The organism is Microcoleus sp. Pol12A5 (assembly GCF_036701435.1).
Lineage (GTDB): Bacteria > Cyanobacteriota > Cyanobacteriia > Cyanobacteriales > Microcoleaceae > Microcoleus.
This window is the reverse complement of record NZ_JAUBQU010000087.1, coordinates 13,037-27,219: the sequence shown is the minus strand read 5'-3', so window position 1 is coordinate 27,219 and position 14,183 is coordinate 13,037. Positions and strand designations below refer to the sequence as shown.

Genomic DNA, 14,183 nt, shown 5'->3' with positions numbered 1-14,183 from the left:
CCAGCCAACAGCATCACCAACCGATCCAAACCGTAAGCAATGCCTCCGTGGGGCGGAGTTCCATACTCAAACGCATCCAACAAAAAGCCGAATTTATTATAAGCTTCCTCAGTCGATAAGCCGATCGCCTCAAACACCTGTTCCTGAACTTCCCGCTGATAAATCCGCAGAGAACCGCCACCGACTTCTGTACCGTTTAACACCAAATCGTAAGCTTGAGCTCTCGCAGTTTTCAAATCGTTAATATCGTCGGGATGCGGCGCAGTAAACGGGTGATGCAATGCTTCCAAACGCTTCTCGTCAGCGTTCCATTCAAACATCGGGAAATCTGTCACCCACAGCAGATTCATCTTGTCTTTGTCAATCAATCCCAATTCGTTACCGACGAACAAACGCAATCTATCCAAAGTCTTATTGACAGTTGTCACATCAGCCGCTGCGAATAACAACAAATGACCTGGTTGCGCGCCAGTGCGATCGAGCAATTGCTGTTTTTGTGCTTCCGTCAAATTATCCTTAATAGCGCCGATCGTATCAATTTCGCCGTTATCCCGCACGCGGATGTAAGCCAATCCCTTCGCACCCGCTTCGCTGGCTTCCTTAAACAAATCGCCTTTCGGACCCGGTTTAATCCGCACGTTAGAAATCGCATCATTCCCGCCCGGAATCGGCAAAACTTTCACAATTCCGCCCGCAGCAACGGCCCCGGAAAATACCTTAAATCCCGAATCTTTCATCAAATCGGAAACATCGACTAATTCCATACCGAAGCGAGTATCCGGTTTGTCGCTACCGTAGCGATCCATCGCTTCTGCGTAAGTCAAACGCGGGAAAGGACAAGGCAATTCAACGCCTTTGACAGTTTGGAAAATATGGCAGACTAAACCTTCATTTAAGGCAATTACTTCTTCCACAGACATGAAACTCATTTCCATGTCCAATTGCGTAAATTCCGGCTGTCTGTCAGCGCGCAAATCTTCATCGCGGAAACAGCGGGCAATTTGATAATATCTGTCAAAACCAGACACCATTAACAATTGTTTGAACAACTGCGGCGACTGCGGCAAAGCATACCATGCACCGAGATTGACGCGACTGGGAACTAAATAATCTCTCGCACCTTCTGGAGTCGCCCGAGTTAAAATCGGCGTTTCAATTTCCATGAAACCTTCCACATCTTCCAGGTGGCGACGCATAGCTTTCACAACTTGGTGGCGAAGCTGCAAATTGCGACTCATACGATCGCGCCGCAAGTCCAAATAGCGATATTTCAGGCGCAAATCTTCCCGCACGCTTTCATTTTCCGCCGTCGCCACCTGAAACGGTAACTGTTTGCGAACCGCATTTAACAACTCAATTTCGTCAGCGTAAATTTCTACTTCACCCGTAGGCAATTTCGGGTTGAGGGAATCTGCGGGACGGCTGGTGACTCGCCCGGTAATTTTAACCACATATTCGCTGCGTAAAGCCTCAGCCCCGTGATAGGAATCGGGGGTGCGTTCAGGATCGCTGACAATTTGCACGATACCCGATCGATCGCGCACATCGAGAAAAATCACCCCGCCATGATCGCGGCGGCGATCCACCCAGCCGTAAAGGGTGACAGTCTCTCCGATGTGTTCGCTTCGCAGTTCGCCGCAGTAGTAACTTCTCATAATTGGGGGTTGTGGACTAAAAATAAAGCTTTTTAATTATGCAGTATGCCTGAAACTTCTGCTGAATGCAAATGCACGCACGATCGGCATTAGCTTTGGAATTAATTCCAAAGCTAACTACCCTAACAACCCGCTGGGAGTTCCAAACCCCCGGCTGGCCCTTCTAGGAATCTGGGCGATCGCTGTGAGACTTGTCAAAAAACGCCGTCAGCGCGTTCCATGCAGACTTAGCCGCATCCGTCAAGCGAGTGCCGATCGACTCAATTTGCTTGACAATAACGTGCCAATTCTTTTCAGCTTCCGTCTGAATGTGGTCAACAGCTTGTTCGATGCGATCGCGTTCGATCAATTTATTTTGTTCCACCGCTTCTCGCGCTTGTCGCACTGCTTTCAAATAAGCTTCGCGACTGACTTCGCCGGCATCTTGCACCTGCGCTTGCGCCCGCGTTTTAATCGCATCTACCACCAGCCAGTTTTTCTCAGTTTCTTGTTTAATCAGCTTGACTGCTTCTGTGAATCTCTCGTGGGCGAGATCCTTATTTTCTTCGATCGCCCCGGAAGCCTTATTGACAGCTTTTAAATAAGCTTCGCGGGTGAGTTCGCCCGCTGCTTGCACTTCGGCGGTGGCGCGTTTTTTAATTGCTTCAAACAGCGCCGCAGTTTCTGCGATCGCCTCATCAGTCGCGTCGGGCATCTCTTTTTTGACGAGCTCCGTCGTTTCGACAGTTGCCTCTAAAATTGGTTCCTCGGTTACTTTTGGATCTGTCATATCAATCTTCTCCTGTGGTAGTAAACATTTTCAAAAAATCTCACAGTCCCTGGATGCAGACTTTGTAGGTGTAGCGCCAGAACAATTGTGGTCTTTTATACCGACTTTGTACGTGTAGCGCCAGAAGGAATTCTGGCATTTAATAAGAACTAGGCAATTCTTGTTCCAGCTTTATCAACTTTTGTATCCGCGCTTACCTAGTTGGAATGATCTCAGTTCTATTACATTATATCTACCAAACTTGCTCTCATGTGTAGGATACCGCCAACTTGTAGGTACGGTTTAGCGCACTTAAATTTGTGATAAGTCTCTATACCTAAAAAAACACACATTAATAAACTGGGTTTCTGAACACTATCAAACTGGCAAATTTAGTAGTTTCCATTTTCCAACTGCAAATCTTCGCTCTCGTCTCTATATAACAAGTGGTGACATCTTTGAGCATGTAGTAAAGATTGAGGAAATTCGTATTGAGATAACAGTATCTCTTCGAGCGCAACTTTCATTTGAGTGGCGCAGATATGTGGCGGCACTTTGCCCGTTCCCATACCCATGCCTGGAATAGCGATAGTTTCAATGATATGTTTGACTGGAGTTCCATCTGGGACTGAGCCAAATTTTACGAGATTCAAAATAGCGCGGGTTGCTAGATAAACATTTACTGTTTCTCTTAAAACTGTGGGAACCCGCATGATTGGTGCAGCTATTAAATAGGGAATTTCAGCATGATCCGTGTCTACAATTTCTGCCATTCCTACTAAAAGTTCGCCGTGATGTCGAGCCTGAATTAGTTTTTGCAAGCGTTCAAGAAACTGCCCTCCAAAATATTCGGAAATTTCTAAATCTAAGCCGTCGTCCATGAAACCAAAACTATTCCCCGGACTAACAATAGCATCGCATTTTACATCAAATATTGAACCGTGATGTATCTTTACATTTTCCATACTGCCGCAAGTGCTTTCCCACGCTCTAACTAAACTATCGTCTAAGGTAGCCAGCACAATTTGCATAAATACTCTCTCTTAATTTTAATTGCGAACAGCTAGAGCGATCGCCAATTTAATCCTACAATACTTTACATAAGTCCGCTGAATCTAAAATTCATCTCTATATCAAGTAGCAAATATTTAATAGCTGTATGCTGCAAGACCCGAATCTGCGCAATCCGATCGCAATTAGTTTAGGTGCCGTTGCCGGCGCTTTGAGCCGGTATTATATCACCTTGTGGTTTGCCAATCGTTTCGGGACGGCTTTTCCCTACGGAACTTTTTTTATTAACATCACGGGTTGCTTGGCTATGGGATTTTTTATCACCCTCGCTTTTGAACGGGTGGTGACTATTCCGTCGGAAGTCCGGTTAATTGTAGCAACGGGCTTTTTGGGTGCTTATACTACTTTTTCAACTTACGGTTTAGAGACGAACGTCTTGTGGCGCGATCGAGCTTACAGCATCGCCGCTTTTTACTGGGCAGGCAGTGCCATACTCGGAGTAATCGCTGTTCAGCTTGGTGTCATTTTAGCACGAATTGGTAAATAGATAACATCGATTTATGAAAATAATATCACTTAAAAAGAATGCCATTGTAGGCAAACACCCAACCCATTCAGCATCAGTCTGTCGATTTGAGATCGGCTTTCTGGACAATACCGACTACATCTTTTTCTCACACCCTTAACCTAATACAGGCACAGATTTTAACTGGGTTGCTACCCTGTCAGGTTTAGGTGTAATGATGTGTACTGCATCGTGTTTTCTGGCTGACGGGCTAAACTTTTCAAGCTGTTTCCCTACCTTGTTTTCAGTTTACTCTTTCTCGGTTGAACTCGCGTTTAATAAATAATGCTTATGGCGATCCGATACCGTTGTTATCAAAAGAACGGTTGAGGATTTAAACAGCGTTTGTTGCGTTTATGCTCGTACATGAGTTTGTCAGCCTTGGCCAGCAATTGTTCTAATAAAACTTCATTCTTTAAATCCCCCAACTCTACACCAAGACTTATTGAGATATAAGCTCGCTCCGACTGTTGATTAAAGCGATCTATATTTTCTTGCAGTCGAAAATGAAAATTAGTAGATGAAGCACCTAAAAAATTAGGAATAAATAAAGCGAATTCATCTCCTCCCAGTCGAGCTATAATATCGGCATCACGAAAGGTTTGCTTCAATATTTTAGCTGCGTCAACGATTACTCTGTCTCCCATTTCGTGTCCTAAAGTATCGTTAATCTTTTTCAAACCATCTAAATCAGCGAACAAAATAAAATAGGATGTTTGCGTGCGAAGAGCAATTTTTAGTTGTTGTTCTGCTAGTAAAAAGAAGCCGCGTCGGTTATATAATCCAGTTAATTCATCGGTCACTGAGAGCTGCCTTACTTCTGCTTCTGCCCTCAGACGTTCCTGGATTTCGTGTTCTAAACGTTGATTTTGTTCGATCAGTTGTTGGCGTTGCTGTTGGATGAGTAATTGATTTTTTACTCGCATCAGCACTTCCTGCTCTTGAAAGGGTTTGGTAATATAGTCTACACCACCCAGCTCAAAGGCTCGTACCTTGTTTTCCAGTCGTTCGAGCGCACTGATAAAAATAACCGGTATCTGAGCACTGGCTTCAGATGCTTTTAACTTTTGGCAGACTTCGTACCCATTCATATCTGGCATATTAATGTCAAGTAAAATCAGAGCAGGTGGGTCGCGATGAATACCTTGGAGTGCCATCCTGCCGTTGAGGGCTTTACGCACAATATAGCCCTGTGACTCTAAAATTTTGGCTAACAAGCGCAGATTGTCTGGGGTATCATCCACGATGAGAATATTCCTTTCGGCCGCAAGTTTGAATAGAGTTGTCATGGGCTTGTTCCTAAATCTGGGTGAGAGTTGCGATCGTTTCAAGCTGAAAGTTATCGACCAAAGATGTCATCGCAGCGATGAAATCTTGTTTCTCCTTGGGAATTTGAGCAATAAGTTCATAAAGCTTATTATCACTAAGATCTAGTGCTGCTTCATGAACTTCTGCAATCCACTTGGCTGGCATGGTTTTAAAGTCTGGAGTAAATATCTTTGGTGGCGAAGCTGATGATTTTGGCGGAAGTTTTTCGGCGTAGCAGTAGCGGACGCCCAAGTGATGAGCTATTTTCTCGAAAAGTGTGTCTTCAGTAAACGGCTTGGCAATGTAGTCATCGCAACCGACTTGCAGGCTGGCGATACGATCGTCTTCAAAAGCATAGGCAGTGAGGGCAATGATGCGTGTAATTTGTCTTTTGTCCTGTGACATTTGCCCTGAGTTATCTGCTGATGACTCATGACTCATGACTAATGACTGTTGTGATCGAATCTGTCTCGTCGCTTCATAACCATCCATGACAGGCATTTGAATGTCCATCAAAATCAGGTCAGGGTTCCATGTTTGCCAACGAGCGATCGCCTCTACCCCATTTTCCACCGCACACACATCAAACCCAAATGACTCCAGCAGTGTCACCAGCAGTTGCCGATTTTCTGGCACGTCTTCTACTACTAGAATTCGGTAGATAGGTTGCCCAGGTGCGAGCCCGATAATCCGATCGCTAATTTCAGGTTCCTCTAAATCAAGGGACTCTGGTAGTTCTAAAACAACTTGGCAGGTAAAAGTCGAGCCTCGATTCAGGGTGCTTCGCACGGTGATATCGCCTCCCATCAGACGCGCAAACTCACGACTGATAGACAGTCCTAAACCTGTTCCTCGATCGTTGCGACCGCGATTGGTTTGCATGAAAGCGTCAAAAATTGATTCTAAATCTGAGGGAGAAATGCCAGATCCGGTATCCTCAACTTCGAGACACAGGGTAATAGTTGGTTTAATATCAGGTGGATTAGTGGCGCGATCGCGAACTGTACCGGATGGCATATCATCTGATGAAAAAGCTCGTCCGCGCAGGGCTATGCTTCCTGTTGTTGTAAATTTGATCGCATTCCCCAGCAGATTAATCAAGATTTGGCGAAGTTTTGCTTGATCCCCACAGACATAACGGGGAACAGTAGCATCCCACTCGCTGCTCAGATGTAACCCTTTCTCAGGCGCTTTGATGCTGAACATCTCGTTGATAGAACCCAGCAGTCGATGCAGATTAAAACAGCTTCGACTCAGTAGCAATTGCCCTGCTTCAATCCTAGACATTTGCAAAACATCGTCGATCAATGTTAGCAGGTGTTCTCCACTACGGGTAATGATCCCTAAATGCTCTTGAAATTCTTCTGGGATATAGGGGCTGCGGTTCATAAGCTGGGTAAATCCCAGAATGGCGTTGAGAGGCGTTCTGAGTTCGTGGCTCATGTTCGCAAGGAACTGGCTTTTGGCACGGTTGGCTATTGCTGCCTTTTGTGCAGCGTGTTCTAGGGCAGCTTGCGAAAATTCTAACACCGCCAGCATGAGGATATGCCTCATTTCGGCGGCAGCTTCTAACTCTGCAATCTGCCACGGATAAGACATCTCTCGCACTGTCTCTTGCCACAGTTCAAAGGATTTGCGGGGACACAGGTGCATTTTTCCAATTTCGTCGATCGACACAGCATCGTGTGGATTACCTGCCCAGTTTATGGTTTGAATTTGTTCGGGTCTGAACCAAAGGATATGGTATGACTTTTGTATGGCGTAGGAGAGGAAGATTGAGATTGCTAAAACACCGCTCGCTCGGTCTTTGAATTGCTTCGCTTGGGGATACAACTGAGACAAAGAAGCTGTTGCAAACACTCGTTCTTTGTTCTGTTGTAGCAACCACTGCACGAGCTCGTCAACCTCAGCTTCAGATGGTGTTTTACCCACCAATGTCAGACGACCATCGAGCAGAATTGCAGCTCCCTGAGCATGAACTAAATCTAGCATTTGAGAAGCATTTTCGGTCAATACTTGTTCGATAAAATTAGACTCTCGCCGGAATGCCTGCTGAAGTTGATCCTGAATAGTTTTTGCCTGCGATCGGTAAACGTTCAATTCTCGATCTTGCTGATGCACCAGTTCGATAGAGGCAAATTGTCCTAAAAATTCACAGGTTTTGCGAGTTTCGTAATCTAGCAATCGCGGGCTGTAATGGTGACAGGCAATTAATCCCCAGAGGCGCCGATCGTCAATTAACGAAATCGTCAGTGTCCCAGCCACTCCCATATTCTGCAAATATTCAATGTGGTAGGGAGATACTCCCCTTAACACACAAGCACTTAGATCCTGGGGTGTATTGGTTAGGGGATGGTTGGTGGGAATTAGGCGGGCCGGGGTGTAATTGATATTAGGAATTTGGCGCACCCAATTGCTGTAAAACAATTTGCGGGCGGGTACGGGAATATCGATCGCCGGGTAATGCAATCCCAAGTAGCTTTCTAGAGAACTTTCTTTCTCTTCGGCAATCACCACCCCATGGTCATCGGCTTCAAAGCGATAGACCATTACGCGATCGAACCCGGTCATGGCTTTCACTTCTCTAGCAATGGTTTGAGCTAAATCCGAAATATCGATCGCACTGCGAAAGTTGAGGATAACTGTTTGCAGACGCTGATAAAAATCGATTGAATGATTATTTTCAATAGTCAAGTGGGGTTCCAGCTCCAGAATCAACTCATCTGGTAGCTGATGCAGTGTGCTTCTATATCTTTGAATCGTGCCGTCTTTGAGAGGGATTTCTAGATCGAAAACCTTATGAATTTCTAGTTGTTCTCGCTCTAGACACCTAACAATTTCTTGTACTCGATCGTGACCCAATACCCCTGGCAATGGCTGACCTAGCAATTCTTCTGCCGAAATGCCACATAACTGTTCTACATTTTTACTTACTTGTAAAATATTGAGGCTTTTTTCTTGCATCAATAAAACGATTCCGTGTGGCTGAATATGACCGGGAGCATACACGGATTCTTCGCTGCATTCCTCTAAATTATTTAAACTGACAGGAGTAAACTGGTAAATTTTGGGTGTTTTATTAGGCATCTTATAGCAGTAATTATCAATAAAAATTAAGAAGGTTTTTCACTAATTACAACAATTAAATTTAATTATTGTTGGCTGTTTCTAATTCCCTAGTCATAATTAAACATTTAACTGCACAACAGCTTATAAATCCAATGGAGGAATTCCAATTGGAAAATGGTCTTGAATTAGATTAAGAATTTTTTCAAATTGATACTGGTTGGCGAGTTCCGTCAGATAAGTACCGAATTGAGCGAGTTCTGAGGAAAGTTGAGCTACCAGTTCAATTATCGCAAAATCATCCCCACATAAAGCAGCATCTTCCAACTGAACAACCCATACTCTTGGTAATGTCGCCAAAAGCATTGGATCGAAGGAATCTGAAACGGAAGAGGCAACAGAACAGAGGTAAGAAGGAAAACAATCTGTTCCCCGTTCCCCCTTTTCTATTTCCTTTTCCTCATATACATACTCTAACCCCAGGTATTCGGCCATCTTAAGAAATAGGGTTTGTTCCCGGAAGGGCTTGCTGATGTAGTCGTTGCAGCCAGCAGCCAAGGCGAGGGCGCGATCGCTCTGGGAAGCCTGGGCCGTAAGTGCAATAATGATACTGTTGTGTCCGTCTTCCATTGCCCGAATTTGCTTCGTAGCCTCGTATCCATCTAACACGGGCATCCGAATGTCCATCCAGGTTAGGTCGGGTTGCCATTGTTGCCAAATCTGCACAGCTTGCTGTCCGTTGGTAGCTTCTTTTACCTCTAATCCTAATTGTGTCAGTAATCTGACCATTAGCAAGCGATTTTCTGCTTGATCGTCAACCACCAAAATGCGACGATCCCCTTGACTTGGAGCCAGCCCAATCACGAGGCGATTATTCTCTTCGGGTGTAACATTAACTCCACTGATGGGGCTGACGGGAAGGGTAAATGTGAAGGTACTCCCCTGTCCTACAGTGCTGCTGACAGAAATTTTTCCGCCCATGAGTTCCAACAATTTGCGGCTAATGGTTAGACCTAGCCCCGTACCGCCGATCGATCGCTTCCCAGCTTGAGCTTGCACAAACGCATCGAAGATGGTGTCGAGTTCGACCGATGCAATCCCTACACCTGTGTCAGCGACTACAAACTGGAGAATCGGCCGAGTTGTGCTTAATGCCCCTGTACCGTCCGCCTCAATGCTGACTTGCAAAGTAATGCTTCCCCGACGATCGGTAAATTTGATGGCATTACTCAGCAGATTCAGCAAAACCTGGCGCAGTTTTTGAGCATCGGCAAGCATAAATTGGGGAACTTCTGGCGCAATCTCGAAACAAAGGTCAAGTCCTTTAGAACTTGCTCGTTCCGCCAACATATTTCGGAGGGAATGCAGCAGCGCAATTAAGTCCAATCCGCTTTGTTCAACTGTGCAGTGTCCCGATTCAATTTTCGAGAGATCCAGCACATCGTTAATCAAACTCAAAAGGTGATCCCCACTGCGTTGAATTGTTTGCAGGTCTTGTTTTTGGTTGGGAGTTAGGGAGGGGTCATGGGTCATCACTTGGGCAAATCCTAGAATTACGTTGAGAGGAGTGCGTAATTCGTGGCTCATATTGGCTAGGAAGGTACTTTTTGCCAAGTTCGCTGCTTCTGCTGCTTCCATTGCGTGCTGCAGTGCCAGTTCTTTACGTTTGCGATCGCTGATGTCTTTGTGCGTTCCAATCATCCGTAAAGGCTTACCATCTTCATCGTAGCTAACGACTTTCCCGTAGTTAGCGATCCACTTCCACTCACCTGACTTGCAACGCACGCGATAGTCAAAGGCATATTTAAGAGAGCTATCTTGCAAGTTACTATTGAGAGCCTCAAAAACCCACAATGTATCATCAGGATGAATCATCTGTTCCCAGAGGTTCACATCCATCACCAACTCACCGGGCTTGTAGCCCAGCATCTCCTGGTAGTAGGAATTCAGGTAAAATTTTCCAGTTTCAATGTCCCAATCCCACAGTCCATCTCCAGAAGCTTCTAGTGCCAGTTTCAAGCGTTCCTCACTCAGTTGTAAGGCGGTTTCAGCTTCATGTTGTCGTGTCACATCGATCGCCACACCACCTACTAGCATTTGCCCAGATAAGTCGGGGATGAGAAATTTGTAAACCAGAAACTCACCCAGGGTTCCATCTCGACGGGACGCAATCTCAATCGTTTCAATTAGCTCGTTGGTGTGAGCAACGGTTTGGATATTATCTAGATATTGTTGGGCGAAGGCGGCGGGGTAAAGTTCAAAAATGGATTTTCCAATCACATTTTCAGTGGGTAGCTCGAAGGTATTGAGATAAGTCTGGCTGGCATAGAGCATTACACCATTTTCATCGGTAATCCAGGCAGGGGCAGGGCTGTGATTCATGAAGGCTTGGAAGCGAGTTTCACTCTCTCGGAGTGCCTGTTCTGCTTGTTGGCGTTCCGCTTCGTTGCGTTTGCGATCGCTAATATCTCGGCAGATACAGAAGTTCATCATCTCATCTTGTAATTCCACCCGGTTCCAGCTAATTTCCACGTCATATACAGAACCATCCTGGCGGCGATGTCGCGTTTCAAACAGCGGAATAACCTCCTCTCTCTGGAGCATAAGTTGTAGTTCTTCTCTCGTCCATTCAGCATCCCAATCAAACACACTCAGATTCAGGGTTTCTTCTAGGGTGTAGCCCAGCATTTGAGCAAAACTGGGACTAGCTTCGACAACTTTTCCGACCCAATTCATGACAACAACACCGTCCAGGGAAGTGTTGAAGAAGGTTTTACTCCGCAGGAGTTCCTGTTCTAGTGCAAGTTCGGCTTTTTTGCGATCGCTAATATCTTTCATGAAGCAGTAATGCCCCATAAATTGGTGCTGTGCGTCGTAAGTTGAAATCATCACCAATTGGTTATAAAAAACCGAACCGTCTTTACGAATCCCTCTGGTTTCAACTTCAACTCTGCCCTCTTGCACCATCAGCCAATAGGCTGCAACCAGTTTTTTCAACTCATCGGGGTGTACGGTTTTTTCCCAGGACATCCGGATCATTTCTTCTGGCTGATAGCCTGTCATGTCACCATAAGCTTTATTCACATAGAGGTAGTGTCCTTGTACATCCAGTTTGGAGATGCCGGAAACCGCATTTTGCATTACCTCACTCATTTCTCTACGCTCTGCTTCTGCGTGTTTGCGATCGGTGATATCTTCTGAAAAACAAAGTAGGTACTGGGGCTGATGCTGCTCGTCGTAAATGGGAATCTTCACCGTATGCAGCCAACGTTTTCCCAGACTATGACTGTCAATGATTTCTTCAGCAATATCCTCCGCCTTACCTTTTTCAAAAGCTTCTCTATCCTTTTGATCGAAAAAGATAGCCTGTTCTCTTGGGAAAAAATCATAGCCACTTTTGCCGATCGCATTTTCGGCTGAGATGCCAAATAACCGTTCGCTGGTTTTATTCCAAAACTGAAATACGCCAAATCGTTTAGGCTCTGCGTCCTTAACAAAAATTGCGAGCGGTAGATGATCCAGCAGTGCTTGTAAGAAATTGCGAGTTTTCTGGATTTCCAGCTCTACTTTTTTGCGATTGCTAATATCAATAAACGTAACTACAACTTGTATGATTTTACTGTTTTGATCGAACTCTGGGTAGGCATTAACTAATACCCAAACACAACTATCAATTTCTTTTTTAATTCCTAAAACATAATTTTTGAGGGAACTTCCACGGGATAAAACCTGATTTACCGGATATTCCTCTAGGGGCATCACGCTGCCATCTTCCCGCACAAAATGCCAGGCCGGAGATATCGCAGTTTTTCCCAGCATTTGATCCATTGAAAGCCCTAGTAATTCACCAGCTCTTTCATTACATAATTGAATGCTGGTATCTGTCGCATGAATCACAAAACCTGCATTTAAGTTATCGATTAATTGCCGATACCTGGCTTCGCTGACCTGTAAAGCAACTTCAGCTTGCTTGCGCTCGGTAATGTCGGTGTGAGAGCCAGCCATCCGAATTACGTTACCTGCATCATCCCAAAGTGCCTGACCGCGATCCAAAATCCATTTGTAGGAACCATCTTTGCAGCGAAGGCGATATTCTGTGAGATAGAAAGGAGTTTTCTTGGCAAAATGGTCTTGAATGGCTTGCATCACCCATCCCAAATCATCAGGATGTACCAGATTAGCCCATTCGTCTAGAATGTTTTGGATTTCCCGGTCTTCATAGCCCAGCATTTGCTTCCAGCGACTAGAAAAAAAGACATCATGGGTTTGAATATTCCAATCCCAAATCCCATCGTTATTGCCGCGTACAGAAAGTTCCCAGCGTTCTTCACTTTCACGTAGTGCTGCTTCTGCTTGTTTGCGGTCAGCAATATTCCGGGCAATCTTTGAGACTCCAATTATATTCCCTGTTTCGTCTTTAATGGGGGAGACACTCATCGAGACATCGATTAATGTTCCATCTTTCCTCAGCCTTTTTGTATCGTAGTGTTCGGTGCGTTCTCCTCGCTGGATTTTGGTGAAAATTTCGTTTTCCTCATCTCGATAGTCTGGGGGAATCAGTTTTCTCCCTGATTGCCCTACTATTTCGGCTGCTGTATAGCCAAAAATTGTTTCTGCTCCTACATTCCAACTTGTAACTACACCCTCTAAATCTTTACTGAGAATGGCATCTTCCGAAGATTCAACGATCGCAGCTAGTCGAGCGATCGCAATTTCTGCCTGTTGTCGCTGGTGAATTTCCCATTGCAACTGGCGATTGGCTTTTTTGAATTTATCGACTTTGCAATAACTAACTTGTGCCAGATACATGACCCACATCAGCAGGAACACTAAAAATAAGCCACCAATTAATACAACTCTCGGCCAATAAAAGTTTACTCTTTCTACTAAATCTAAAGTTGGATAAACATCTATTCTCCAGTCTACCCCATAGGCTTTCAATACCACTGTTTTTGAAACTGATTTTTGAGACACAAACTCTTGACCGTAGAGCAAATTTGTGCCAGCATAGATAGCAATTTTGTACCCTGGTGACACTTTTAAAATACTTTCAAATAAAGTTTGAAACTGAAAAAGTCCGACAATCCACCCATCAAAACGTTCACCTACAAACAAAGGAAAAGTTGCTAGAAATTCTTGACCCCCTTGAACGAGTGAAAGATTGCGAGTTAACATAGGTTGACGCAAATCACGAGCCACTTGCAAAGTAATTTTGCGACGCAGTTCCCCATTAACATCTAGGTTTTGTGCTGCCTCATTCCCTGCCAGTGGCACAACCCATCGCACTTTAAATGATGGATCGACTAATTCGATCGCCTGATAACCGTAGAAATCCTTTACATAAGCCTCAGCATCGGCTTCCCAAAGAGCCTTTGGTGTACCGCCATTAGCTTCCCAGCGATTCGCCATTTGCCGAAGTGTCAACACCCGAATGGATAATCCTTCGGTCAGTTGTGACTGAATCGCATTGGCTTCCTGCTGAATTAACTGCTCGATGTGAATTTGTCCGTTAATGGTTAGCTGTTGCCACGTAAATAAAACAGCAAGAGAGGCCACCACACCAAGCAAAAGAGGTAGCAATCGTTTAAATGGTGTTTGGTCTAAACTTATAATTACTTTGCGTCGAGGGATTACCATAAATTAAGCGATAGATGAATAGAGCAGCATTCAAATTTTTTGGCTAGACTTGGGTAATTTAATAATGCAATGAAACTAAGTCTTGAGCCGGAAAACCAGTTAGCGATAAGGTATTCTCTAAACTTTATACCCCTAAGTTTGTTTGTTAAATACATCGGTAAAGAATGTTGTTACTTAACCCCTAGCCCTTTAA

The 14,183-nt window shown here is 44.7% G+C and carries 7 protein-coding genes; 1 reads left to right on the top strand and 6 read right to left on the bottom strand.

All coding sequences use genetic code 11. The annotated features are described in order from the left end of the window. The 3 genes from aspS to QUA45_RS20485 all read right to left on the bottom strand — a co-directional run. A partial coding sequence (gene aspS / locus QUA45_RS20495; RefSeq protein WP_333221981.1) for an aspartate--tRNA ligase occupies nt 1-1,655 on the bottom strand: 1,655 nt, incomplete at its 3' end. A 163-nt stretch (nt 1,656-1,818) separates the two neighbouring features. Then, nucleotides 1,819-2,424 carry a hypothetical protein gene (locus QUA45_RS20490; RefSeq protein WP_333100377.1) on the bottom strand — a complete coding sequence of 202 codons (606 nt, stop codon included), beginning with the start codon at nt 2,422-2,424 and terminating at the stop codon, nt 1,819-1,821. 371 nt (nt 2,425-2,795) lie between these two features. Then, nucleotides 2,796-3,434 (bottom strand): macro domain-containing protein, encoded by a 639-nt coding sequence (locus tag QUA45_RS20485; RefSeq protein ID WP_333221980.1) that lies wholly within the window; start codon nt 3,432-3,434, stop codon nt 2,796-2,798. Between the two features lie 128 nt (nt 3,435-3,562). Here QUA45_RS20485 and crcB point away from each other — a divergent pair, with 128 nt between their 5' ends. After that, entirely contained in the window at nt 3,563-3,961 is a 399-nt protein-coding gene (gene crcB, locus QUA45_RS20480; RefSeq protein ID WP_333100375.1) for a fluoride efflux transporter CrcB, read from the top strand. A 332-nt stretch (nt 3,962-4,293) separates the two neighbouring features. Here crcB and QUA45_RS20475 read toward each other — a convergent pair whose 3' ends face one another. The 3 genes from QUA45_RS20475 to QUA45_RS20465 all read right to left on the bottom strand — a co-directional run bounded on the left by QUA45_RS20475 (nt 4,294) and on the right by QUA45_RS20465 (nt 13,990). Beyond that, a complete protein-coding gene (locus QUA45_RS20475; RefSeq protein ID WP_333100374.1) occupies nt 4,294-5,268 on the bottom strand; it encodes a diguanylate cyclase in 975 nt (324 codons plus the stop codon). Between the two features lie 10 nt (nt 5,269-5,278). Next, nucleotides 5,279-8,374 carry a response regulator gene (locus tag QUA45_RS20470; RefSeq protein ID WP_333221979.1) on the bottom strand — a complete coding sequence of 1,032 codons (3,096 nt, stop codon included), beginning with the start codon at nt 8,372-8,374 and terminating at the stop codon, nt 5,279-5,281. A gap of 123 nt (nt 8,375-8,497) precedes the next feature. Next, a complete protein-coding gene (locus QUA45_RS20465) occupies nt 8,498-13,990 on the bottom strand; it encodes a PAS domain S-box protein (protein ID WP_333221978.1) in 5,493 nt (1,830 codons plus the stop codon). Nucleotides 13,991-14,183 lie beyond the last annotated feature (193 nt).

Excerpts from the sequence above, each read along its gene's own strand:
- QUA45_RS20490 (WP_333100377.1), bottom strand. The coding sequence starts at position 2,424 with ATGACAGATCCAAAAGTAACCGAGGAACCAATTTTAGAGGCAACTGTC.
- QUA45_RS20470 (WP_333221979.1), bottom strand. The coding sequence starts at position 8,374 with ATGCCTAATAAAACACCCAAAATTTACCAGTTTACTCCTGTCAGTTTA.
- crcB (WP_333100375.1), top strand. The coding sequence starts at position 3,563 with ATGCTGCAAGACCCGAATCTGCGCAATCCGATCGCAATTAGTTTAGGT.
- QUA45_RS20465 (WP_333221978.1), bottom strand. The coding sequence starts at position 13,990 with ATGGTAATCCCTCGACGCAAAGTAATTATAAGTTTAGACCAAACACCA.
- QUA45_RS20475 (WP_333100374.1), bottom strand. The coding sequence starts at position 5,268 with ATGACAACTCTATTCAAACTTGCGGCCGAAAGGAATATTCTCATCGTG.
- QUA45_RS20485 (WP_333221980.1), bottom strand. The coding sequence starts at position 3,434 with ATGCAAATTGTGCTGGCTACCTTAGACGATAGTTTAGTTAGAGCGTGG.